Source organism: Lysobacter sp. HDW10 (assembly GCF_011300685.1).
Taxonomy (GTDB): domain Bacteria; phylum Pseudomonadota; class Gammaproteobacteria; order Xanthomonadales; family Xanthomonadaceae; genus Solilutibacter.
Map to the genome: position 1 here is coordinate 985,037 of NZ_CP049864.1, position 25,115 is coordinate 1,010,151.

The 25,115-nt window shown below is 57.5% G+C and carries 20 protein-coding genes; 15 read left to right on the forward strand and 5 right to left on the reverse strand.

Annotated features, from left to right (window positions below):
• Positions 1–115 precede the first annotated feature (115 nt).
• Positions 116–709, forward strand: a complete 594-nt coding sequence (locus tag G7069_RS04730; RefSeq protein ID WP_166294793.1) for a TIGR00645 family protein — start codon at positions 116–118, stop codon at positions 707–709.
• Positions 709–2,880 (forward strand): DNA helicase II, encoded by a 2,172-nt coding sequence (gene uvrD, locus G7069_RS04735; RefSeq protein WP_166294796.1) that lies wholly within the window; start codon positions 709–711, stop codon positions 2,878–2,880. The genes G7069_RS04730 and uvrD overlap by 1 nt, the downstream gene beginning before the upstream one ends.
• 65 nt (positions 2,881–2,945) lie before the next feature.
• Here the strand turns inward: uvrD and G7069_RS04740 are convergent, their stop codons facing one another.
• A complete protein-coding gene (locus G7069_RS04740) occupies positions 2,946–3,728 on the reverse strand; it encodes a hypothetical protein (RefSeq protein ID WP_343162593.1) in 783 nt (260 codons plus the stop codon).
• A 255-nt stretch (positions 3,729–3,983) separates the two neighbouring features.
• Between G7069_RS04740 and polA the strand changes: the two genes are divergently transcribed.
• Positions 3,984–6,731 (forward strand): DNA polymerase I, encoded by a 2,748-nt coding sequence (gene polA / locus G7069_RS04745; RefSeq protein ID WP_166294800.1) that lies wholly within the window; start codon positions 3,984–3,986, stop codon positions 6,729–6,731.
• 279 nt (positions 6,732–7,010) lie between these two features.
• Positions 7,011–7,499 (forward strand): YetF domain-containing protein, encoded by a 489-nt coding sequence (locus G7069_RS04750; protein ID WP_166294802.1) that lies wholly within the window; start codon positions 7,011–7,013, stop codon positions 7,497–7,499.
• On the opposite strand, the gene hemF is transcribed toward G7069_RS04750, so the two are convergent.
• Entirely contained in the window at positions 7,496–8,401 is a 906-nt protein-coding gene (hemF, locus tag G7069_RS04755; protein ID WP_166297535.1) for an oxygen-dependent coproporphyrinogen oxidase, read from the reverse strand. The two genes, G7069_RS04750 and hemF, sit on opposite strands and share 4 nt — an antisense overlap.
• A gap of 55 nt (positions 8,402–8,456) precedes the next feature.
• On the opposite strand from hemF, the gene G7069_RS04760 reads away from it, so the two are divergent.
• On the forward strand, positions 8,457–8,780 hold the full coding sequence (locus G7069_RS04760) for a YcgL domain-containing protein (protein ID WP_240912636.1): 324 nt from the start codon (positions 8,457–8,459) through the stop codon (positions 8,778–8,780).
• On the forward strand, positions 8,773–12,234 hold the full coding sequence (locus G7069_RS04765; protein WP_166294804.1) for an ankyrin repeat domain-containing protein: 3,462 nt from the start codon (positions 8,773–8,775) through the stop codon (positions 12,232–12,234). Before G7069_RS04760 ends, G7069_RS04765 begins: the two co-directional genes overlap by 8 nt.
• Here G7069_RS04765 and G7069_RS04770 read toward each other — a convergent pair.
• Positions 12,231–14,051 (reverse strand): monovalent cation:proton antiporter-2 (CPA2) family protein, encoded by a 1,821-nt coding sequence (locus G7069_RS04770; protein WP_166294806.1) that lies wholly within the window; start codon positions 14,049–14,051, stop codon positions 12,231–12,233. The genes G7069_RS04765 and G7069_RS04770 overlap by 4 nt on opposite strands.
• 39 nt (positions 14,052–14,090) lie before the next feature.
• Between G7069_RS04770 and G7069_RS04775 the strand changes: the two genes are divergently transcribed.
• The 3 genes from G7069_RS04775 (at position 14,091) to G7069_RS04785 (ending at position 16,693) form a co-directional block, all read left to right on the forward strand.
• The gene (locus G7069_RS04775; RefSeq protein WP_166294808.1) at positions 14,091–15,158 is read left to right on the forward strand and encodes a homoserine kinase; all 1,068 of its coding nucleotides are present in this window, start codon (positions 14,091–14,093) and stop codon (positions 15,156–15,158) included.
• A complete protein-coding gene (locus G7069_RS04780; RefSeq protein WP_166294810.1) occupies positions 15,152–16,159 on the forward strand; it encodes a GGDEF domain-containing protein in 1,008 nt (335 codons plus the stop codon). Before G7069_RS04775 ends, G7069_RS04780 begins: the two co-directional genes overlap by 7 nt.
• Before the next feature lie 81 nt (positions 16,160–16,240).
• Positions 16,241–16,693 carry a hypothetical protein gene (locus G7069_RS04785; protein WP_166294812.1) on the forward strand — a complete coding sequence of 151 codons (453 nt, stop codon included), beginning with the start codon at positions 16,241–16,243 and terminating at the stop codon, positions 16,691–16,693.
• 202 nt (positions 16,694–16,895) lie between these two features.
• Here the strand turns inward: G7069_RS04785 and rho are convergent, their stop codons facing one another.
• Positions 16,896–18,623: a transcription termination factor Rho gene (rho, locus tag G7069_RS04790; RefSeq protein ID WP_166294814.1), complete on the reverse strand. Its 1,728-nt coding sequence runs from the start codon at positions 18,621–18,623 to the stop codon at positions 16,896–16,898.
• Positions 18,624–18,771: 148 nt separating this feature from the next.
• Complete coding sequence (trxA, locus tag G7069_RS04795) at positions 18,772–19,110, reverse strand: thioredoxin (protein ID WP_166294816.1); 339 nt, start codon at positions 19,108–19,110, stop codon at positions 18,772–18,774.
• 172 nt (positions 19,111–19,282) lie between these two features.
• Between trxA and rhlB the strand changes: the two genes are divergently transcribed.
• From rhlB to rpoH, 6 genes are all read left to right on the forward strand, one after another.
• Positions 19,283–20,905, forward strand: coding sequence for an ATP-dependent RNA helicase RhlB (gene rhlB / locus G7069_RS04800; protein ID WP_166294819.1), 1,623 nt, complete (start codon positions 19,283–19,285; stop codon positions 20,903–20,905).
• Positions 20,906–20,954: 49 nt separating this feature from the next.
• Positions 20,955–21,644, forward strand: coding sequence for an ATP-binding cassette domain-containing protein (locus G7069_RS04805; RefSeq protein ID WP_166294821.1), 690 nt, complete (start codon positions 20,955–20,957; stop codon positions 21,642–21,644).
• Positions 21,637–22,575: a permease-like cell division protein FtsX gene (gene ftsX / locus G7069_RS04810; RefSeq protein WP_166294823.1), complete on the forward strand. Its 939-nt coding sequence runs from the start codon at positions 21,637–21,639 to the stop codon at positions 22,573–22,575. Before G7069_RS04805 ends, ftsX begins: the two co-directional genes overlap by 8 nt.
• A gap of 3 nt (positions 22,576–22,578) precedes the next feature.
• Positions 22,579–23,412: a response regulator gene (locus tag G7069_RS04815; protein WP_166294826.1), complete on the forward strand. Its 834-nt coding sequence runs from the start codon at positions 22,579–22,581 to the stop codon at positions 23,410–23,412.
• Positions 23,409–24,104 (forward strand): uracil-DNA glycosylase, encoded by a 696-nt coding sequence (gene ung, locus G7069_RS04820; RefSeq protein WP_166294828.1) that lies wholly within the window; start codon positions 23,409–23,411, stop codon positions 24,102–24,104. Before G7069_RS04815 ends, ung begins: the two co-directional genes overlap by 4 nt.
• 101 nt (positions 24,105–24,205) lie before the next feature.
• Positions 24,206–25,084, forward strand: a complete 879-nt coding sequence (rpoH, locus tag G7069_RS04825) for an RNA polymerase sigma factor RpoH (protein WP_166294830.1) — start codon at positions 24,206–24,208, stop codon at positions 25,082–25,084.
• Positions 25,085–25,115: the final 31 nt, after the last annotated feature.

A 25,115-nucleotide genomic window follows, 5' to 3' on the forward strand; every position in this document is an offset into this window, starting at 1 on the left:
TGACAGGGTGACGACTGGGCCGCCAATTATGACGGGCGACCGCCGGGTGCGCGACCGACCGTGGGGAACAGAAGCCGTGTGGGATAATCGAGCCTGAATTCATTGGCTTTCATGTATGTCGACACCGGTCCAAAAACGTCTTAACCCGCTTCAAGGCTTGATCTTCTCTTCTCGTTGGCTGCAGTTGCCGCTCTATCTCGGGCTGATCATCGCGCAAGCCATCTACGTTTGGCAGTTCGGTGTCGAACTTGTGCACTTGGTTCAACAAGTGTTTGGCGGCCATGAACCGCCCGTCGGCGAAGTCAGCAAGTCGGCCGAAGTGATCATCATGTTGATCGTCTTGGGACTGATCGACGTCGTGATGATTTCCAACCTCCTGGTGATGGTGATTGTCGGCGGCTATGAAACTTTCGTTTCACGTTTGAACCTTGACGGCCATCCGGATCAACCGGAGTGGTTGAGTCACGTGAATGCCAGCATGCTCAAGGTGAAGCTGGCAATGGCCATCATCGGCATCTCTTCCATTCATTTGCTGAAGACATTCATCGAAGTCGGCGACCTTGGCACACCCAATAGCCAATTCACACAACAAGGTGTGATGTGGCAGACGATCATCCACGTTGTATTTATCTTGTCGGCGATCGGTATTGCTTGGACGGATCGCTTGATGTCGCACGTGGACAACGGGCGCGAGCACGAACAGCACTGATGGATGTATCGGGACTGCTTGACGGCTTAAATACCGCGCAACGCGAAGCGGTTTCCGCACCGCCGGGTCACTATTTGGTGCTGGCGGGCGCGGGGTCCGGCAAGACCCGTGTATTGACCCATCGCATGGGTTGGCTGAACCAAGTGCACGGCGTGCCTGCGCACGGCATTTTTGCGGTTACATTTACCAACAAAGCCGCGGCCGAAATGCGTCACCGTGTGCAGGACCTCATGCCCGGCAGTCGCGGCATGTGGGTCGGTACGTTCCACGGGCTTGCGCATCGCTTGCTGCGCTTGCATTGGCAAGACGCGAAGTTGCCTGAGAGCTTTCAGATTCTCGACAGCGATGACCAACTGCGCATGGTCAAACGGGTGCTGCAGCAACTTGAGATCGACGACGCCCGCTTCCCGCCGCGTCAGATTGCTTGGTGGATCAATCAGCAGAAAGATGAAGGCCGTCGACCGCAACATATCCAAGCGGGCAAGGACGAACTCTCAGAAGTGATGTTGAAGGCCTACACCTTGTATCAGCAGCGCTGTGACAACGCGGGCTTGGTCGACTTTGCAGAAATTCTGCTGCGCGCCCATGAAGTGCTGCGTGATACACCGGTCTTGCTCGCGCACTATCGCAATCGCTTCCAAGACATTCTGATCGACGAGTTTCAAGACACCAACGCGATTCAATATGGGTTTATTCGACTGCTGGCGGGCGATACCGGCCGCGTCTTTGTCGTTGGCGACGATGACCAAGCCATTTATGGTTGGCGCGGTGCCAAGGTTGAGAATGTTCAGCGCTTCTTGCGCGACTTTGATGGCGCGCAAACGATTCGACTTGAGCAGAACTACCGATCAACCGCGAACATTCTGAGTGCCGCGAACGCCGTCATTGCACACAATCCGGAGCGCCTAGGTAAACAGCTCTGGACAGATTCGGGTGAAGGCGAACCCATCGACCTCTATGCCGCCTACTCGGAAATCGACGAGGCGAACTACGTGGTGGGTCGCGTCAAGCATTGGGTGCAGTCGGGTGGGGCGCATCGGGATTGCGCGATTTTGTATCGGAGCAATGCGCAATCGCGTGCATTTGAGGAAGCCCTGATCGTCGCGCAAATGCCCTATCGCGTGTACGGTGGCGTTCGCTTCTTTGAACGTGCAGAAGTCAAAGACGCATTGGCCTATTTGCGATTGAGCGCATCGCGCGTCGATGACGCGGCCTTTGAGCGTGCGGTGAACATGCCGACGCGCGGCATAGGCGATCGCACGATGGAAGAAGTCCGTCGTCTTGCGCGAGGCGCAGGCATGACCTTGTGGAATGCAGCGCGTGAAGTGGCCCACGGTGACGCCATCGCCGCGCGCTCGCGAAATGCACTTGCCGGTTTCATGGCACTCATTGATCGCCTCGACGCTGAAACGCAGGCACTGCCCCTGCAAGACAAGATCGACCACATGTTGGTGCATAGCGGCCTGCGTGCGCATTATGAAAAAGAAGGGCGCAACAGTGTCGAAAGCCGCGTCGACAACTTGGATGAATTGATTACGGTCGCCTCGCGTTTTTCGCGCGCTGATGATGAGGCGTCGGCCGAGCTCAGTGAGCTCATCGCCTTCCTTGCCTATGCCGCACTGGAAGCGGGCGAGGGCCAAGCGCAGGAAGGCGAGGACGGCGTACAGCTGATGACCTTGCACAGTGCGAAGGGCTTGGAATTCCCCTTGGTGTTTCTAGGCGGCATGGAAGAAGGCATCTTCCCCAATCAACGCAGCGTGCAAGAGAGCGGTCGGCTTGAAGAAGAGCGTCGCTTGGCCTACGTCGGCATTACGCGCGCACGCGAGAAGCTTGTATTGAGCTTTGCTGAAACGCGTCGCCTGCACGGTACCGATATGCCGGGCATTCCCTCGCGCTTTCTGCGCGAAATACCCACGGCCTTAATTCACGAAGTGAGGCCACGCAGTGCCTCGACGCGTGCGTTCCAATCCCCCGCACGTCGTAACTTCGGTCACGCACCGATTGCTGCGCCGGGGATCAATCTCGGTGCACTGGTGGAGCACGCCACCTTCGGCAGTGGCACGGTCGTCGACATCGAAGGTGCGGGTGCACACGCACGTGTGCAAGTGAACTTTGATGCGGTTGGAAGCAAGTGGCTGGTGTTGGCCTACGCCAACTTAACCGTCCTTTGAAAAAGACCCGGCCGAAGCCGGGTCTCCTCCTCCACACACGAGACGGTCATTCGCAAGGGTGCGAATTAGCGACCGTCGCGATCCGCGTCGCCGGGGAGTGCGCGCTCGACACCATGCCAAGCGTCTTTCACTGCGCCCTTGGCGTCTTGCCACGCCAAGCGTGATTCACCCTTGACGCGATGCCAACCCTTCTCAAGATCGGCCTCCATGCGATCGTCCCACTTGCCATCGAGATTCATGGAACGTGCTTGCGTGCCATAACGATAGGCGGGTCGATAGTCGTTGTCATAGCTATAGTCGCCCTTGGCGTAGTTCGAGTTCGCGTATTCGTTTTTGTAGAACTGGTCTGTTGTTGCGTAGGTGCGATAAGTGCGGTCGCTGCGATCAAATGCATCACGCACAGCATTCTTGGCTTCGTCCCACGTCATGCGTGATTTGGCCTTTGCCGATTCCCAGCCATTTTTGATGTCGGATTCCAAGCTGGCATCCCATGGGCGGTTGGCGTATTCGTTGCGAACGCGATTGCCGTAGCTAAAAGCGGGCGCGTAGTCGGTGTCGTAGTCATACTTGCTGTTGAAGTAAGGACGCGACTGGTACTCACTCTTCCAATATTCCGTTTCCAAAGTCGGGTCAATGGACTCCGCGACGTTGTGACCTGCGGCACCGCCACCGGCTGCACCGATTGCGCCGCCGACAATCGTCCCGATTGGGCCGAACAGAGAGCCTACCGCCGCGCCTGCAGCCGCACCCCCGAGCGCGCCGACGCCAGTGCCCAGCGGATGCGAACCGGGTTCACCTGTAATCGGGTCACGATTGGTGCCGCGCGTTTCATTGATATTAGCCATCATCTTTTCCTTTTCTGTGGGGGATGCACATCACTTGAGATGTGAACTCCACCATCAAGGAACCGCCGTGAGCATGCCGTTGCAAAAATGTATGTGATGGGTGAAGCGCTTGTCGCAAAAAAGTGAAAGCAGCGCGCGAAAAACACATCGATGCTATAGAACATCAAAAAGCCCTGCATGTTTTGCCCATTCAATAAACTGAGGGCGAGATTTGAACGCTTAAGTTTCAGCCTTCGAACTTACGGATAGAATTCACGGATGAGTCAGAAAATCATCTTGATCGACGGATCGTCCTACCTCTTTCGCGCATTCCACGCATTGCCACCGCTGAGCAATGCGCAAGGTGAACCCACCGGCGCGCTATTTGGTGTGGTGAACATGTTGCGTGCGCATTTGAAAGAGCAGCCCGACTACATTGCATTCGTCATGGATGCGTCTGGCGGCACCTTTCGCAATCAGCTCGATCCGCAGTACAAGGCGAACCGACCGCCGATGCCGGATGAATTGCGCGCACAGCTCGAACCCTTGAAAGCAATCGTGCAAGCGATGGGTTTGCCATTGCTGTGCGTCGAAGGTGTGGAAGCGGATGACGTCATTGGCACATTGGCCAAGCAGGCATCGGAAGCAGGCGTGCAAGTAGAGGTGTCCACCAGCGACAAAGACATGGCGCAATTGGTTGCGCCCAAAGTCATGTTGGTGAACACGATGACGGGCACCAAGTACCACTCGGATGACGATGTGATGGCAAAGTTCGGCGTCCGCGCTGATCAGATCATCGACTTCCTTGCATTGATGGGCGACAAGGTCGACAACATTCCAGGCGTCCCGAAGTGCGGCGAGAAAACTGCAGCGAAGTGGTTGGCGAAGTACGACACGTTGGATGGTGTCATGGCGCATGCCGATGAGATCGGCGGCAAGATTGGAGAAAGCTTGCGTGAGTCATTGACGCGACTGCCCCTGAATCGCGATCTCACCCGCATCAAGACGGATGTCGATTTGGGATTGGCGTTCGATGATTTGTCACTTCGTGACAAAGACACCGACACGTTGCGCACGCTCTACACGCGTTACGGCATGAACCAAGCGTTGAAAGACCTTGATGGGAAGGCCGGCGTCACGCCCGAAGCAAAGGCGCCACCCGCACGCGCGCAACGCATCGTTGCGCCGGTTGAACCCAGCACGGTCGAAGCACCCGCGGGCTGGTCAGAGCGCGGTAGCTATGAAGCCGTGCTGGACGAGAAGCAGTTGGCCGCTTGGGTGATGGCATTGTCAGAGGCGAAAGCATTCGCCTTCGACACGGAGACCAGTGCGCTAGACCCGATGCGCGCTGATCTTGTGGGTTTGAGTTTTTCTATCGAAGCCCTGCGTGCGTGCTACATCCCGGTCGCGCATGAAGCCGGCACGCAATTGCCGATGGCCACCGTCTTAGATGCGCTGCGCCCGGTCTTGGAAAATCCGAACATCGCAAAGCTAGGGCAGAACGCCAAATACGACCTGCATGTCTTGCGTCGCCATGGCATCAACGTTCAAGGGGTGCGAGACGACAGCTTGCTTTCCAGTTTCGTGTTGGACAGTACGCGCCGCCACGACATGGACACGCAAGCAGAGCGAAGCTTGGGTCTCGAGACCATTCCTTACGAAGCCGTTGCAGGGAAGGGTGCCAAGCAAATTCCGTTTGCACGCGTCGACATCGCGCGCGCGACCGAGTACGCCGCAGAAGATGCCGACATTACGCTGCGCCTAAACACGCTGAATGTCGCCGAGCTAGAGCAAGACCCCGCCTTGTTGTCTGTCTATCGCACGATTGAAATGCCGCTCTTACCTGTGCTCACGCGCATTGAAGCCAACGGTGTGCTCATCGATGACGCCAATCTAAAAAAGCAGTCCGCCGAACTCAGTCGACGCATGTTGGCCGCAGTCCAACGCGCTGCAGATATCGCGGGGCGTTCGATCAACTTGGATTCACCCAAACAGTTGGGCGCCTTGTTGTTTGACGAACTCGGCTTGAAAGCTGAGGTCAAGACGCCTTCTGGTGCGCCTTCAACCAATGAAGAAGCACTGGAAGCCATTGCCGATCAACACGAATTGCCGCGCGTCATTCTCGAATACCGCGGCTTGGCCAAACTGCGCAACACCTACACAGAAAAGCTGCCTCTAATGATCAACCCGGATACCGGCCGGGTGCACACCTCTTACAACCAAGCGGGTGCGCAAACGGGGCGCTTGTCTTCCAACGATCCCAATCTTCAGAACATTCCGATTCGAACAGATGATGGACGCCGTGTTCGCACCGCATTCGTCGCGCCGAAAGGTCGCGTCATCGTCGCGTGTGACTATTCGCAAATCGAGTTGCGCATCATGGCGCACTTGTCAGGCGATGAAGCGTTAGTGCGTGCATTCGAAAGCGGCGATGACGTTCACCGCGCCACGGCCGGTGAAGTGTTCGGCAAAGCACCCGATGCGGTGACGAACAATGAACGTCGTGCGGCCAAAGCAATCAACTTCGGTTTGATGTACGGCATGAGCGCATTTGGGCTGGCCAAGCAACTGGGCGTTGAACGTCACGAGGCGGCAGAGTACATCGCCTTGTATTTCAGTCGCTACCCGGGTGTGCGTGACTACATGGAACAAACGCGCGCCAAGGCCAAAGAACACGGCTACGTGGAAACCGTCTTCGGACGGCGCCTGTATTTGCCCTATATCCATTCCCGCAACCAAGGCCAGCGCGCTGGCGCTGAACGTGCCGCGATCAACGCACCGATGCAGGGGACGGCGGCCGACATTATCAAGCGTGCCATGGTGTCCGTCGATGCATGGATTGCTGACTACGCATCACGCGCTTTGATGATCATGCAGGTGCACGATGAACTGGTCTTCGAGTGCGACGCAGACTTTGCGGAAACGCTCGTCGAAAACGTTTCAAGATTGATGACTTCTGCCGCAGATTTGCGCGTTCCGTTAGTGGTGGATTCAGGAATTGGCGAGAATTGGGAAGCGGCGCATTGAGCATCTAAATCCCCCCTGAATGCTTCCGTTTATCGACGCGTCTTTTTACGAAAATTCAACATCGAAAATGGTGTCATGCACGTGTCGGATGCAACGTTCGACGAGGATCAAAAAAACTCCCCTCCCCTGGAGCAGATCCAAATCCGGATACCCCTCTCCCCAAGATGGTATCCAACCCACCCCGCCGGTTCCCCCTCCGGCGGGGTTTTTTATTGGGCCACACAAAATCCAGTCGAAGAATCCTGCAGTCACCGCACCTTTCTGGGTGAGAATGTCAGCATGCACGCACTTTTCGACATGAGTTCACCGTGGTGGCACTTCGTCTTACGCGCGATTGTCATTTACGTCTTGGTGATGGTCTTGATGCGCTTGTCGGGCAAACGCTCGGTCGGCCAATTCACGCCCTTTGATTTGGTTCTGCTGATCTTGATCGGCAACGCCGTGCAAAACGGCCTAAACGGTGGCGACAACTCGATCAGCGGTGCGGTCATTCTCGCCGGCACCTTGATCGGCCTGAATTATTTTGTGGCCCTCATGACCGCGCGACACAAGCGCTTCAGAAAAGTGGTTGAAGGTGTCCCGGTTGTGCTCGCGCGCAATGGCGAGCTCTTCCACGATGTGCTGCGGCGCGAGCTGGTGAGTGAAGCAGACTTCCATGAGGTGCTGCGAATGAACGACATCGACGCACTCGCCGATGTTCGAATCGCATGGCTAGAGACCAATGGGCACATCAGCGTCGTGTCTTACAAGTCCGCCAACAAGGTTTAGGCCAGCCAGTCTCTCGGCTGCAGATAGTCATTCAGTTTGGCTTCTGCGCTGCCGGCCTCGGGCGTAAAGCCGTATTCCCAGCGCGCGAGCGGCGGCATGCTCATCAGAATCGATTCGGTGCGACCGCCTGATTGCAGACCAAAATGCGTGCCGCGGTCGAACACCAAGTTGAATTCGACGTAGCGGCCGCGTCGATAGAGCTGAAATTGACGTTCCCGATCCCCATAGGGATGGTCTTTGCGGCGCGCAACAATCGGCAGGTACGCGTCTAGGAAGCCATTGCCGACGGCCTGCATATACGCGAAATCTTGCCCAAAGTCGGTTTGCAGATCGTCGAAGAACAGGCCGCCAACGCCGCGCGTCTCATTGCGATGCTTCAACAGAAAGTACGTATCGCACCACTGCTTGTGTGCCGCATAGCGGGTGTCACCGAAGGGGGCACATAGATCGCGCGCCACGGTATGCCAATGCAGTACATCTTCGTCAAAGGGATAGAACGGGGTCAGGTCGAATCCGCCGCCAAACCACCAAGCCACCGTTTCGCCGTCTTTTTCGGCGCGAAAATGTCGCACGTTGGCGTGCGTCGTCGGCAGATACGGATTCTTCGGGTGAAACACCAAAGACACGCCGCAGGCACGCCATTGCGCACCGGCCAGTTCGGGCCGCGCGGCGGTTGCGCTCGGCGGCAATTGATTGCCAGACACGTCGGAAAAGCCGATGCCGGCTTGTTCAAACACGGTGCCATCGCGCAGGATGCGCGTGCGGCCACCGCCCCCGAGCAAAACACCTGACTTTTCACGGGTCCAGGCGTCTTCCACAAATCTTGCGCCGCCATCGGCCTGTTCGATCGCGCTGCAGATACGGTCTTGCAAGCCCATCAGCCAGTCGCGTACGTCCGTCATTTCTTCCAAGGCACCACTCGATTTCATCATTGCTCCGTCGTGGGCATCCTTTTGTATGAATGCCTTCCTTACAATTACACGTTTGGAAAACGCTATTCTGCTACGCATGCAGGCATATATCTATCGAAGCCAAAAGAAAGCCGACACCTATGTGTTCCTCGCCAAGGAAGACGGGTTCGATGCTTTACCCGCAGCGCTCGATGCACAACTCTCACCTTGGGTCTCGGTCATGGCCTTGACGTTGGATCCGTCGCGCAAACTCGCGCGCGGCAATGTCGAGCGTGTCATGGACGATTTGGCCACACGCGGATTTCATCTGCAGTTTCCACCGGCCTCGTCGATCGATCCCATGACCAGCGACTGGGGCACGGATGCTTGAGGCCGTGCCGGCGCGTTTGCGCATTGCCCTGGTGGCCGTCGCGGCGTTGATGGCCGTGGCCATGGTTCGTCCCGGCGAACAAGCTTTAGTCTTGGGCGTCGCAGCCAACTTGGCCGCTGGCCTCGCGTTCTCTGGGCGCGAACTGCTGAAGCATTGGAAAAGTGTCCTCTCTTGGGCACTGGTGTGGGGCGTCGTTGTTTTAGGCGCGCTGTTGGTGTTGATGTGGCCTTTGTCGAAGCTCATTAAAGACGGTGGCTTACATGCCGCCATGGGCGTGAGTGCGGCGATCGGACTCTTGCTGCTCTTGGCATGGCGTTATGCAGATGCGCTGCGCATGCCAAATGTTTTTGCGAGCGCGGCGTTCAAAGGCGCTTCAGAGCGTGCAGCAACCAACGCTTGGCCCTGGCAGGGGCTCGCCGTTGCGACGACCGTGTTGTCTGCTGTGGTCGCCATTGTCTTGTTGGCGTGGCCCGACTTGTTGCAAGGCACGTCGCGCTGGGTGCTTGCCGGTGTGGCTGCGGTTTGGATTCCCGTAGTGCATTTTTTGAAGCGTCCGTCAGGACTCACGGTTGCGGCACCCAAACCGAAAGCGACGAAGCCGGCGACTGAAAAGAGCACGACCGAAAAGCCCACGCGCGAAGCCAAGGCCAAGGCCCGTAAAAAGTCGAAAGACAAAACGCCGGCGGAAACGACGAAGCCGCGTGGCTTCGCAAGTAATGCAGAAGTGGTGTCGTTGGATGCGTTGAATTCTCTCTTGCTTACGCCGGTTGCCGATGCGAAAAGTGTTTTGCCGCAAATGACCGAAGCGACGGAAGCGGCGGAAGAAGTGCATGCACCGGTAGAAGCCGTTGAAGGCGACAACGAACACCCTGCGCAGATCCGCATCGAAGACACCACGACCGCAACTCCCGCACCCGTCGTGCACACAGAGGCCGAGCAAGCTGTCCTCAATACTTTGCTCTACGAGGCTGCGCGCGCAGGCCGCGTCGAACAAGCGCTTGGACTCTTGAGCGAAGGCGCCCAAGCCACCGCATTGCCGCAATCGAGCGATAAAGACCAACGCAGCGTCGCCGTGCTCGCAGCCGTCTTGCCGGACCTGCGCTTGCTGCGTGCATTGATTGCGCAAGGCGCCGAACTCAATCCTGACAATGCAGCGCAGGCGCCGCTTGCAGTCGCAACGCGCGACAGTTGGCATGGACGCCCGGAAGCCGTTGCAACCTTGCTCGCCAATGGCGCCGATGCACGCCGCGCGGATGTGAACGGCAATACGGCACTTCACCATGCAGCGCACAGCACCGACCCCGCCGTCGCTGCACTGTTGCTCGATGCATCGTCCGACATCAATGCGATCAACAGTGAAGGCGTTACGCCGCTTTTGGTTGCCGCAAAATCCGGCAACTGGCGCGTTGCAAAATTCCTCATTGAACGTGGCGCCAAGCTCAATATCGAAGGTGCCATGCCGGCCTTGAATGCCGCGGCGCGCTGTGACGATGACGATGCCGCAGGTGTCGAGTTGTTCATCAAGCACAAAGCCAAACTCGATGCGACGGATGCCGAAGGTCGAAGCCCCGTGCACATGGCGGCACGCATGGGACATATCGGCATCATCCAAGCCTTGCTGGATCACGGCATGTCGATCACTGCGCGCGATGGCAATGGTCGTGGCGTGGTGCATCATGCGATCGAAGGCGAGACAAGCCCGGACTTCGTCAAAGAACTCTTGCACATGGGCGCACGCGCCGACTTCGAAGACGTGGAAGGTTTCACGCCATTGAAGCGTGCACGTGAGAACGCACGTTGGGCATTGGTTTCGGTCTTGGATCCAAACTTCAAACCAACGGCATCGCAAGACGCAACGCCGGTGGCGCGCGCACCGTATGCCGCAGTGTCCGATGCCTTGGCCAACGATGACCTCGAAGCCGTCAAAATCGCCGCTGTCGGTTTGAACAGCGATGAGCGCATTCGTCTCTTCGAAGAGCACGGCTTGCAAAATGGCGCCTTGGCGAATTGGTTGCTCGACAACGGTCTCGATCCGCATGCCGTGAATCGGGAAGGACAAGCGCTCGCCAGTTTGGCCGTGGTGGGTGCGACGAAATCAGGTGCACACCCCGACATCGCGCGCAGCATGTTGGCGCGTGGTGCGCAAATTAACGGACGTGGCGTATTTGCCGAGTATCTGACCGGCGTCCAAAGCTCGGGGCAAATGCGTGCGCACGAAGAACGCACGGCGCTTGAATGGTTGTCGCGGGGTGCAGACGCATTCGGTGAAAACGCAGCGGGTGAAACCCCGCTGTTTCTTGCCGTCAAACTCAGGTGGCGACATCTGACGAATGAGTTGCTCGCGCGCGGGGCTTTCCCCGACGCGCAAAATGCGCAAGGCATGACGCCCTTGCATTTGTCGATCACGCAAGGTGATCGCGACATGGTCAAGGCCTTGATCGCTGCCGGTGCGTCGCCGCGACTGCGGGCGAATGATGGACAAACCGCGCATGGTTTGGCCTTGGCCGGTGGACACAAAGCACTGATCGAGTGGGTGGATTGGCGCTTGTGGCCGTCTCCGGCGCGCCGCCTCCGTGCACAGGATTTGCCGGCTGCAGCAATCGCAGGAGATCTGCATGCCGTGAGTCGATTGTTGGAACTTGGCTTCGACGTCAACACCCGCGATGGTCAAGGCTGCACCGGACTTCTGCGCGCTGCAGGGGGTGGTCATGCCGATGTATTGTCCGCATTGATCGCGCATGGCGCCGATACCCGCATCGCTGCAGATGCAGGCGCAACACCTTTGTCAGCGGCTGTATCGATGCGCAATCTGGCCATCGCGGAGCACCTGATTGACGCCGGTGCCGATGTTGAACAACGACTGCCCGGTGATGTCACGGCATTGATGTTGGCGTCTGCATTGGGTCTGCCAAAGATGGCGGCGCTGCTGATGCGTCACGGTGCACGTGTCGATGCAGTCGACGCACAAGGCCTCACGGCGCTGCATTGTGCCTGTCTGTTTGCATTTGGCGCGCGCGATCGTACGGCTGCGGTGACCTTGATGGATACGTTGCTGCTCGCGGGTGCCGAACCCGATCCTGAAGACTCGCAAGCGGTTGCGCCTTTGCTTTTGTTGTTGGGGGCGCGCGCCGAACCCGGTACCGCGACCGATGAAACGGTGATCCTGTCCGTGCTCGATCAGTTCCTGGCGGAAGGCGTGTCGCTCACGTCGAAGGACGCACGCGGCTTTGGTCCCTTGCATGTGGCTGCGCTGCATGGCTTGATGCGCGTCATCAAAATGTTGCTGCGTGCAGGTGCCGACCCGAGTGCGCGCGATGCGCTCAATCGCACAGCGCGCGAAGTGGCCTTGATGCGCGGTTTTGTTGACGTTGCGACTGAACTCGGTACGGGTGAAAACAAGCGGAGCCCGTCGATGGCGAGCTACTTGCGGACACCCAATTCCCCTGACACTTAAGTCGTTTCCATTTCGGGGCGATCGGGTTTGGACAATTGCGGCTTTTGCTCTTCGTCCGCATTGAACAACTGCTCAAGTTCGATGCGCGCTTCCTGCGCCGTTTGCTTGAGTGCGGCTTCGTCGTCCTGCACCAAACGCTGCGCTTCCAACAATGCTTCATCGTGCACGCGGAATTTCGCACTATGCGCTTTCGCTTCATTTTCAGGCACACCTAGCATCTGCATGACCTGAGTGGCGGTATCAAGCGACGCCGAAAACAGTTCACGCACGGGCACGGCGCCCCGATCTTTGATGTGCCACGCGTTACGGCGATCGCTGGCGCGCGCAATGATCTTTGCTTTTGGAAATTGGCGACGCAACATTTCGACTTGCAGCAAGGTCATGTCGGGATCATTCAAAGTCAGTACAAACACGCTGACGCCTTCTGCACCTGCGGCGCGCAGGGTTTCCGTATTCAAAATGTCGCCGTAGTAGACCTTGTTGCCGAAGCGACGCACGAACTCGACTTGTTCGACATCGTGCTCAAACGCAACAAAAGGAATATTGCGCGACATCAGCACACGCCCAACGACTTGTCCGAAGCGACCAAAGCCAACCACCATCACGCGCGGGTGCGTGTCTTCGACCGGGTCGTGCGGACGGACTTCGAACGGCGGTGTGCTGTTCTTCGCGAGTCGCTCCATTAAAAGCACGAGCAGGGGCGTCAGGGCCATCGATACACCGACAACGGCCACCAAAGTTTCCTGCAGTTCGCCAGTGAGCAATTTGTACTTCGACATTTCGTTGAACAACACGAATGCGAATTCACCGCCAAGGGCCAAGGTCACCGCCAACTTGCCCGCCGCAACATGGGTCAGGTGGCCCACATGTCGGCCGACGCCATACAGAACGACGCCCTTGGCCAATAACAAGGCCACAACGCCGGCAAAGATCTGCGCCGGATGCGACAGGATTTGATCAACATTGATACTCATGCCGACGGCAATGAAGAACAAACCCAGTAGCAAGCCTTCAAACGGTTTGATCTGACCTTCAAGCTCGTGACGATATTCGGAATCCGTTAGCAGCACGCCTGCGAGGAACGCACCCAAGCCCGCCGACAGACCCACAGCTTCCATTAACCACGCACTGCCCAACACCACGAAGAGTGCAGCCGCCGCAAACACTTCCGGCATATGTGTACGCGCCACGGCACGAAAGATCGGTCGCAAGAGTGCGCGGCCACCCACCACCAACAATGCGATGGCGCCCGCCACCTTGAGCACTGCAACCCACCAAGGCAAATGCGCTTGCGCCGAGGCGGAATGTCCAAGCAAGGGAATTGCCGCCAACATCGGAATAGCTGCGATGTCTTGAAACAGCAGAATGGCGAAGGCGAGGCGACCGTGCTCGGTGCCCAGCGTCTTGCGTTCGGCGAGCAATTGCAAACCGACGGCAGTCGAAGACAGTGCCAGCGCGCCTGCGACAAAGACGGCAGTGATCCACGGAATATCTTGAAAGTAGACGAAGGCCGAAAGCAACAGCATGCTGAGGCCCATTTGCAGACCGCCCGCGCCGAAGATCGGTCTGCGCATGACCTTTAAGCGTGGCAACGACAGCTCGAGTCCGATCACGAACAACATCATCACGATGCCGATTTCGGAAGCCGCGAGGACGCCATCTGGATCGTTCACCACGCGCAAGGCATGTGGCCCAAGCAAAATGCCGGTGACCAAGTAGCCAAGCACACCGCCCAAACCGAAGCGTTTGAACAGCGGCACCACCAAGATGGCCGCCAAAAGAAGGATGAGGACGATGTTCAGCGAAGCGCCGTGCATGGGGATTCCAATTGCGCAATTGCGTCTATTATCTCAATCATGATCATACGAGGTGACCGCGATGTCGTTCGCGGTACTACCATCGCCTGCGCCATTGCGCCGGCCTGTGTAGGCAATATTGGTGTGGGTTTCGATTTGCTGGGGCACACCTTTTACGGCCCGGCCGATCTCGCATGCGTGCGACAGCAAGCCAAAGGCGTCACCCTCTCCGGTGTGCACAGCCAATTGCCCGGCATGGACGGCATTCCCCTCGACCCAACGCTGAACACCGCGGGTCGTGCAGTGCAGGCCATGGTCGATGCTTTGGACTTGCCGTTCGGTTTTGAGATTGAACTGCACAAAGGCATTTCCTTGGGCTCGGGGATGGGCGGTTCCGCCGCGTCCGCTGTCGCAGCCGTTGTGGCGGCGAATGCATTGTTGGACACACCGTTGCCGATGGTGGATCTGTATCCATTCGCGCGTCGCGGCGAAAGTGCCTCTACGGACGCTGCGCCCGGCGATAACGTCGGGCCGATGTTGTTGGGTGGCTTGGCGCTAGCGCCGCCACAAGTGTTACGCGCACTGCATGTACCTGCTGACTTGTACTGCGTGGTGCTGAAGCCGGGCATGTCAATTGAAACGCGACGTGCGCGCGAGGTGCTCGTTGCGCCATATGCCTTGGATGTCTGTGTCACGCAAGCGTCGCATCTGGCCTTGCTGTTAACAGGCCTGACACACGACGACTTCGATTTAATTCGATTGGGACTCGACGACGTGATGATTGAACCGCGTCGTGCGCATTTGATCCCCGGGTTTGCGGAAATAAAGCACACGGCGCAAGCCATGGGTGCCTTGGGTGCCAGCATTTCCGGCTCAGGCCCAACGATTTTTGCGTGGTTTGCATCGCGCGCAACGGCTGCGCGTGCGTTGGATGCAATGAAGCAAACCGCACATGAACACCATGCACAGGTTGAGACGTGGTTATCACCCGTAGCAGGCCCTGCCGCACAACTTGTTGCGCCCGCGCTTGCAACTCAATTGGTCAATGACACACTGTTGCCAATGAACGCCTTCGCGCACTGTTCGAACCGTGGCGCGCCGCTCGCAGCGGATGATGTGACGTGCTGAAATTCAATCGGTTTGACGGCGGCAGTTCGGCGCTCAAACGATTCAAAGAAGACTTTGGTTTCCGCCTATTGGTGCTTGTGGTCGCGGGTGCCTTCGTTGTCAGCGGGCTCATGGCTTGGCTGCGTTTTGCAGAAGGCAATCAGGTTCAGATGTGGGTCGATATCGCCCTCGCGACTGTCTTATTCGCAAGCTTTTTGGCCATGTTGGGCGGTGTTCGACCTGAATACGTTGCGCGTACCGCGGCCATTCTCTCCAATGTCGGCATCTTGATCAGTGCTTGGGTCGACCCTGCTTCGGGCACGCACTGGGTATTTGTGGTGTTCGCGGTGATGTTCTTGCTGTTCGGCCACTTCACGGCCTTGCTGCTGACTGTCGTCACTTTGCTGTGCGTCGCTGCGCGCTTATTCGTTCTGGAAAGCACGGTCGATTTCATGGGTTTCACGGCGGCAGGCGCCTTGGTCATTGGTTTCAACTTCGTGTTTGCGTTCCGGGAAGAGCGACATCGCAAACAGTTGGAAGCCATTGCGATGCAAGATTCTCTCACCGGGATCGGCAATCGTCGCGCTTTTTCTTGGCGTGTCGAAGCACTCATGGACGAAGCGCGACGTCACGGCACTGCGCTTGGCATGTTCATGCTCGACTTGGATCACTTTAAGCAGATCAACGACCGCTACGGGCACGCAGAAGGTGATCGCGTGTTGACCGATTTCGCGCGCATCATCCACCACAATTCGCGCAGCATCGATGAGCTCTTCCGCCTAGGCGGGGAAGAATTTGCGTTGCTGTTACCTGGCATGGACGCCGTGCATATGGCGGCGCATGCCGAGCGACTGCTCGACTTGTTCCGTCAGGAACTTAAAGCGGAAGACCAGTGCGTGACGGCGTCGATCGGCGCAACCGCGTGGCAGCCCGAAGAGCAGATCAAGGTCTGGATGGCCCGCACCGATCAGGCACTGTACGAGGCAAAAGAAGGTGGCCGCGATCGAGTTGTCGTTCACTAAGCGTCAAGCACAAAGCTTGGCTCAACTTTGTCAATTGCATCTACTAGACATTCCAGTGGTCATTTGTGACCGGGGGCCTCTATGAGAGCGTTAGCGATTTTGTTGCTCATCTTGGTTGAATGCGCCTGCACTACATCTATTGCAGCGAAGAGTCGAGACGCATTGCGTCTGTCCGAGCTCATTTCGCGCATTGAAGCCAATTATTTCGACAAGGCTGAGATTTCGAAGGCGCCCGTTTCAGGGCAAGATTTTTCATTGGCCAAGACTGAGGTTCGCGAGAACCCGATGAAATTGATCCATGCATACTGGTTTGAGCAAAAACCGTGCGTACCTTGGGAAAAGGCCGTTCAAGCATTTGAGAAATCGGGTTACGAAAGGGTTCCGCTCGGTCTGCCGACAGAACACGGGATGCCAGAGGATGCGCCAAGCTTTACCAAAGTTTCAAAGAATGGGTCATTAAGGGTTAACTTGTTCTTCAAGCGCGACTCCTCAGCATTGTTATGCCTGTCGTCAATACACGCTGCTTCGAGCTAACTTGTATCGCTAAGAATCGCTTTTGTTCCGCGCGAAACGGCACTTGCGGTCCAAATTTTCTTTAAGCGTTCGCGGGTGCATTCGTTGCAAAGCACCAAAATTGCTTTCAAACACAAGAAAGCCCTGCTTGTGAAGTGGCCTTATTGATAAAGACCTAAGCAGGGCTTCCAGTACATTTCAGAAGAAAACAAATTTTCTGTGTTTAGCGCTTCATTGAGCTAAAGAACTCATCGTTACTCTTGGTGTTCTTCATCTTGTCGAGCAAGAACTCCATGGCGGCAATTTCGTCCATCGGATGCAACAACTTGCGCAAGATCCAAATCTTTTGCAGCAGTTCCGGTTCGATCAACAAATCTTCGCGACGCGTGCCGGACAAGTTCACACCGATGGCGGGGTAAACGCGCTTCTCGGTGATGCGACGATCCAAGTGGATTTCCGAGTTACCGGTACCCTTGAATTCTTCGTAGATCACCTTGTCCATCGCAGAGCCGGTATCGACCAGTGCCGTGGCAATGATGGTGAGCGAGCCACCTTCTTCCACGTTACGTGCCGCACCAAAGAAACGCTTCGGACGGTGCATGGCGTTCGAGTCCACACCACCCGTCAACACTTTGCCGGAACTCGGCAAGACGTTGTTGTAAGCGCGTGCGAGACGGGTGATCGAGTCGAGCAAGATGACCACGTCTTTCTTGTGTTCGACCAAGCGCTTGGCGCGCTCGATCACCATTTCGGCGACTTGCACGTGGCGTGCTGCGGGTTCGTCGAAGGTCGAAGAAATGACTTCGCCGCGCACGGTGCGCTGCATTTCAGTCACTTCTTCCGGACGTTCGTCGATCAACAACACGATCAAATGCACGTCGGGATGGTTGTGCGTAATCGCCGTGGCGATCTGTTGCATCATCATCGTCTTACCGGCTTTCGGCGGCGACACGATCAGTGCACGTTGGCCTTTACCTTGCGGCGCCATCAAGTCGAGGATGCGGCCCGTGATGTCTTCGCTGGAGCCGTCACCACGTTCCAAACGGAAACGCTTGCGCGGGAACAAAGGCGTCAAGTTTTCAAACAAGGTTTTGTTCTTGCTGGCTTCAATCGGCTCGGCATTGATGGTGTCGACCACGGCGAGCGCGAAATAACGTTCGCCATCTTTCGGCCAACGGATACGACCACTCAGGTGGTCACCCGTGCGCAGGTTGAAGCGACGAATTTGGCTCGGCGAGATGTACACGTCATCCGGACCGGCAAGGTAGCTCGCTTCCGCAGCGCGCAAGAAGCCATAGCCATCGGGCAAAATTTCGAGCACACCGTCTGCGGCGACACCGTCACCGTGGCGGGTCAGCACTTTCAGAACCGCGAAGATCACGTCTTGCTTGCGCGCACGCGCCACGCCTTCTTGAATCTGCAGTTGTTCAGCAATATCCAGCAACTTAGCTGCCGGCATGCGCTTCAGATCGCTCAAGGAATATTGCGGGAAGCCTTCCGGAATGGTCGGCATCGGGCGGCCGTAGCCCGGTTGCGCGTTCGGGTCGCCATTGTCGTCTTGCGGCAAACCGGGATCGCGATAGCGATCACGTTGGCGGTCGCGGCGGTTGCGGAAACGTTCGCGACGATTGTTGCGCTGGCCGTAGCCGCCGTTGTCTTGGCCGCCTTCGTCTTGGCCGTTATCGCCACCGTCGTCGCGTTGACGTGCCGGCGGCGCATCGGCGTGTGCCGATTCGGTCGCTGCGGGTGCCGTGTCGGCGGAGGTGTCGGGGTTGCGTTCGCGCGGCGGTCTAGGGCTGCGCGGTGCAGCTTCGGCTGCTGGCGAAACATTCGCAGCCGAGCTTTCAGAGGGGGTGTTTTCTACGGGGGCGGCAGCGGATTTGCTCACGCGCGGCTTGCGAACACGCTTAGTCGTAGCGGTTTCGCCGGTGCTTTCGATTTCGTCGGACAAGTGGTTTCCTCGCAAAGGGCGAGCGCCTGAAGGTCAGGCGGATGGGTGGGAGTAAAGGGAATTGGGCGGCGGGGACGCACGCCAGATGGGTGAAACTTAGCACTGAAGCCGCGCCGCGGCAAGCACCGCGGCGGGCTGGGGTTCATTCTTAGGCGATGGCTTTGTCAATCATGCCGCCCAAAACGCCGGCCACATTCGGCGGTGCGCCGACCTGGGTGGCGGCCGGTTGGCCGTCCTTGAACATGACCAACATCGGGATGCTGCGCACGTTGTAGCGCATGCCGATTTGCGGGTGGGCCTCGATATCGACTTTAACGACCTTGGCCTTACCTGAATATTGGTCGGCCAATTGATCGAGGACCGGCGCAATCGAGCGGCACGGACCACACCAAGGGGCCCAGAAATCCACCAACACGGGTTCCTTCGACGACAAAACAAGCTGATCGAAGTCTGCAGTGGTGGCATGTACGACGTTGGGGCTAGACATTCTTTACTCCAAAAACGGGGGGTTCAAACAAGACGTGCCGACGTGCATCGGAGGTCATTGGTAACATGGGGCTCTTACTAAACAACTACAAGCGCGTCACCGCGCACCCTAGCTTCCAGTCTGAACAGACATGCGGCTGTGTGCAAGGGTGTTCTGCCCAACTGAGCCATTCATGTCCGATAAACCGCTGACCGATATCACCTTCAACGCCTTGCCGATCGAGCCTGCACTGCTCGGGGGGTTGGAATCAGCCGGTTTCGTCCGCTGCACACCGATTCAAGCATTGACCTTACCGTTCGCACTGGCGGGCCGCGATGTTGCGGGCCAGGCACAAACCGGCACCGGGAAAACCTTGGCCTTCTTGGTGGCGGTGATGAATCGCTTGATGAGCCGTCCTGCGTTGGCCGAGCGCAAGCCGGAAGATCCGCGCGCATTGATCCTCGCACCGACACGTGAGCTCGCAATTCAAATTCACAAAGATGCTGTTAAGTTCGGCAGTGATCTGGGTTTGCGTTTTGCATTGATCTACGGCGGGGTCGATTACGACAAGCAGCGCGCGCAGTTGCAAGAAGGTGCGGACGTCATCATTGCGACGCCGGGTCGACTGATTGACTACGTGCGTCAACACAAAGTGGTGTCGCTGCATGCCTGCGAAATGTGTGTGCTGGACGAAGCCGATCGCATGTTCGATCTGGGCTTCATTAAAGACATCCGCTTCTTGTTGCGCCGCATGCCGCCGCGCACCGAACGTCAAACCATGTTGTTCTCCGCCACGTTGTCGCATCGCGTGCTGGAGCTTGCCTATGAGCACATGAACGATCCCGAGAAGTTGGTGGTGGAAAGCGAATCCATCACCGCTGCGCGCGTGCGTCAGGTGCTGTATTTCCCTTCAGACGACGAAAAGCTGAAATTGCTGATCGGTCTGATGTCGCGCGTGCCCGATGCCCGCAGCATGGTGTTCGTCAATACCAAGATGTTCGTCGAGCGCGTGGCGCGCGGGCTTGAAAAGGCCGGCTATGCAGTCGGTGTCTTGAGTGGTGATGTGCCGCAGAAGAAACGTGAAAGTTTGCTGCGCAAATTCCAAGCAGGTCAGCTCGAAGTGTTGGTGGCGACAGACGTGGCGGCGCGCGGTTTGCATATCGCAGGCGTCACCCACGTGTTCAACTACGATTTGCCGTTCGATGCGGAAGACTATGTGCATCGCATCGGTCGTACCGCACGTTTGGGCGAAGAGGGCGATGCCATCAGCTTCGCTTGCGAACGCTATGCCATGTCATTGCCCGATATCGAAACCTATATTGAGCAAGCCATCCCGCGTGGCACCGTTACCGAAGAATTGATGACGGCCGTGCCGCGCGAGGCACGCGTCATTGCCGACGAAGACAAGGAAGACCTCGGCGAAGTTTTCAAAGAAGCGCGCGAGTTCCGCAAGACGCAACAAGAAAAGCAAAAGCCGCGCAGTGCCCGACCGGGCGAGCGCTGCCGAAAGCCACGCACCCCACGTGCCGAAGGCGACGCGGTGCCGCGCACGCACAGCAGCGACACATCCACAGCAGCACCTGCAGTGGCGCAAGCCGGTGAGGGTGCAGAACGCAAGCGTCGTCGTCGCCGTCGCGGCAAGCGGATTGAAGGTCAAGAGGGTGCTTCCGCCAACCAGACCAACGGTGGCGCACAGAAGCGTGATTCACGTACGTCGCAACCCACGGTGCCGGCACCGAGCGGCCCCGGTCTTTTGCGCAAAATCGGCAGTGGATTACGAAATCTGCTGAAACGCGGTCCGCAAAAGCAACATTGAGTGCTTGCACACGGTAGGCGAAGTTCACAACGCTGGGCATAATGGGCGCATGAGTATTCTTCGCTTCGATGGCGTCGGAAAAACCTATACGGGCGGTCGAGAAGCCCTACGTCACGTGACCTTTGCGGTTGCGCCGGGTGAGATGCTGTTTATCACCGGTCATTCCGGTGCGGGCAAAAGTACGTTGCTCAAATTGATTCAACTCACCGATCGCCCGTCGATTGGATCGGTGATGTTTGATGAGCGGAATCTGAGCAATGTCACCGGCCGCAAAATTGCGTTTCATCGTCGCGAAGTCGGCGTGGTGTATCAGAACCATCAACTGTTGGCAGAACGATCGGTCGCAGAAAACATCGGCCTGCCGTTGGTGTTGCGCGGGATGCCGCGCGCAGAAATCCAAAAGCGCGTCAACAGCATGTTGGAACGCATGGGCTTAGGCGGCCGCGGCAAGGCCTTGCCTTCGCAGCTGTCAGCAGGTGAGCAACAACGCGTCGGCATTGCGCGCGCCATGATCGGCGAACCGCGCATGTTGATCGCCGATGAACCGACCGGCAACTTGGACCCGACACTCAGCGCGGAAATCATGGAAATCTTTGCGGCCCTGCCGCAACGAGGAACGAGCGTGATGGTGGCGAGCCACGACCTCGCACTGGTGAAACGTATGAAGAAACGCGTGCTCGTGTTGTCAGAAGGCGAGCTGGTTGACGACATCGCGCCGGAGGACCTCGCCGATGAATGATGCAAAGCGCGTCGCCGCACCTTCTGCGTTTTCGATTTGGCTCGACCATCACTGGCGCAGCCTGACCGCCAGTGTGCGTTCGTTAGTGCGCAAGCCGTTTGCGTCATTGCTTACGATCGCTGTCTTGGCATTGGCGCTCGCTTTACCTTTGGGCTTACTCGCCAGCCTGCAAAATATTGAGCGCTTCGCCGGCAATGTGCAGCAGTCGCGCGAGATCAGCGTGTTCTTGAAACAAGACGTGACGACCGAAGATGCGCGTGCATTGACGGAATCGATCCGCGCTCGCAGTGACGTTGCGAATATCGTGTGGAAAACACCTGAAGAAGGGTTGGCAGACCTGCGCAAAACGTCGAATTTAGGTGAAGCCCTGGATAGCTTGGACAGCAATCCCTTGCCGCATTTGTTGATCATCACGCCCAAAGCTGACGACGCGGGTTTGGTGGCAGAAATGCAAACCTCGCCGAAAGTCGACATCGTGCAGCACGATCAAATTTGGCGCCAACGTTTGGACCAATGGCTTGGTTTCGGCGCACAGCTCGCGTGGATCTTGGCCATTGTCTTGGGCGCGGCCGCCGTGCTCGTGATCGGTAACACCGTGCGCTTGGATATCCAATCGCGTCGTGAAGAATTGGGCGTGCTGCAATTGTTGGGCGCCACCGATGGTTTCATTCGTCGACCCTTCCTGTATTTGGGTGCGTGGTACGGCATTGCAGCGGGCGTGTTGGCTTTGGTGTTGCTCGGTGGCGTGAATCGCGCCTTGCAACCGTCGCTCTCTGCACTTGCAGGCAGTTATGGCAGTCAGTTTTCGTTGCAAGGATTCAACGTGGTGCAAGCCGTCGCAGCGGTATTGGTCGCAGGTTTCCTCGGCTGGATGGGCGCCGGTTTTGTCACCGGTCACTTCTTGCGTCAAACCCGACCAATGGGACGCTGACGCATGAGTACTACGCCACGCGATCTGCGCCACGTCGTTGCCGACAACCCGCGCGTTTTGATTGTTGAAAGTTCCAGGATGGTGCGCAAACTGATCAGCGACTTGCTGAAGAAGGAATTGCCGAATGTCACGGTGGTGGAAAGCACCGGCCTGAAGCAAGCGCGCGCGTGTTTGAATCTTGGCGCCGTAGATCTCGTCACGACTTCATTGAGTTTGGACGACGGTGACGGCCTGCAAGTTGCGAAAGCCGTGCGCGATGCCGCAGGCCAAGCCTATGTCCCGGTCATTGTGGTGTCGTCTGATGTAAACAGCCGACTTGCTTCACGCACGTTGGGTGATGACGTCACCGACTACTTTGACAAGAGTGCAGGGTTTCCGGCGCTTGCGGCGTTTGTACGCGGCTACATCCAGCCGCAACCCATCGACGGCGCACGCATCTTGTATGTTGAAGACAGCCGCGTCGTTGCATTGGCGACCAAGCGCATGTTGGCCGCGCAAGGCCTGACCGTCATTCATGTCGACAGCGCGGAAGCCGCGATTGAGTACCTCGACTTGCATCATGGTGCGGTCGATGAAGTCGGCGCCGACTTGGTGCTCACCGACGTCTATTTGAATGGTCCGCTCGGCGGTCTCGATGTGCTGAAGCATGTGCGCCATGGTCTGGGTTACAGCAAGCGTTTGTTGCCTGCACTCGTCATGACCGGCGATGAGAACCCCGACAAGCAACGTGAGTTGTTCTTAGCAGGTGCGAACGACTTGGTCTTGAAGCCGGTGGAAGAACGCATGGTGGTGACCAAGATCTTGTTCCAACTGCGTGCAGCCCGACTTCATTCGTGACCGCGAACGACGCCTTGAAGCTTGAAGCTTCTTGGAAGCACCATGTGGGTGAGTGGTTCCAGCGCGACGACATGCAAGCGCTCTCTGGTTTCTTGCGCGAACGTATTGCCGCGGGTCACACCGTATTCCCGCCGCCCGCGCAAATCTTCGCAGCCTTCGACGCCACACCGTTTGATCAGGTCAAAGTCGTCATCCTCGGCCAAGATCCGTATCACGGCGCAGGGCAAGCCCATGGTTTGTGTTTTTCGGTTTTGCCAGGCACACCCGTGCCGCCGTCGCTGCAGAACATTTACAAAGAACTGAAAACCGACGTTGGCTTCGTGCCGCCCGCGCACGGCTACCTGATGCCTTGGGCGCAGCAAGGCGTGCTGCTCTTGAACTCAGTGCTGACGGTGGAAGAAGGCAAAGCCGGAAGCCACCAAAACCGCGGCTGGGAAGGCTTCACCGACCACGTGATCGAGACCCTCAATCGCGAGCGCGAAGGGCTGGTTTTCCTGCTCTGGGGCAGCTACGCCCAAGCCAAGGGGCGGGTGATCGACGATCGCCGCCATCGGGTACTGCGGGCGCCGCATCCGTCACCCCTGTCTGCCCATCGCGGCTTTTTCGGTTCCGGCCACTTTTCCAAAGCAAATCAATGGCTTGAGAAGGGCGGGCGCGGGCCGATCCGGTGGCAATTGCCAGTTTCTGTCTAAAGCCCCCTTTTGTTCTGCCAAAACCGCCCCCAGCTGAATAAAAGGATTCGAGGGGTGCGCCTAATTAGCACTCCCGGGGGACGACTGCTAAAATGACTGCCATGACTACTTTGACCCCCTCGCGGGCGCTTGTCACAAACAATCTGCCCGTACCCAACGCGCTCGGCTCGCTCGAGGCGTATATCTCCGCGGTGCATCAAATTCCCGTCTTGACGGTTGAAGAAGAGCAAGCACTCGCAACGCGTCTGCGCGACAACAACGATCTCGCCGCTGCGCAGGAACTCGTGCTCTCGCATTTGCGTTTCGTTGTGCATGTTGCACGCGGTTATGCAGGCTACGGCTTGCAAGTGGGCGACCTGATTCAAGAAGGCAATATCGGTTTGATGAAAGCCGTCAAACGTTTCGACCCCGAGGTCGGTGTGCGCTTGGTGAGCTTTGCGGTGCATTGGATTCGTGCAGAGATGCATGAGTTCATCATCAAGAACTGGCGCATCGTCAAAGTCGCAACGACCAAGGCGCAACGCAAGTTGTTCTTCAACCTGCGCAAGAGCAAGAAGCGTTTGGGTTGGATGAATGCCGAAGAGGTGCGTGCTGTCGCGCGTGATCTCAATGTGTCCGAACGCGAAGTGTTGGAAATGGAATCCCGCTTGTCGGGGCGTGATATCGGCTTCGATGCACCTGCAAACGAAGACGAAGAACGCGCGCCGCCCGCACCTGCTGCGTATCTCATGACGGATGACGAAGATCCGTCGCAAGCCTACGAGCGCGCAGATGGCGAAGACCACCAACTCGGTTTGTTGCGCGAAGGTTTGGCCGGCTTGGATGCGCGTTCGCGCGACATCATCAAGCGTCGCTGGTTGGACGAAGACAATAAAGTCACCTTGCAAGATCTCGCGGCCGAGTATGGCGTCTCTGCAGAACGCATTCGCCAGTTGGAAGCCAATGCGCTGAAGAAGATGAAAGCTTTGTTCGCGGCCTGAGTGCTTGCGTGAGTGATCTCGAAAAGGGCGC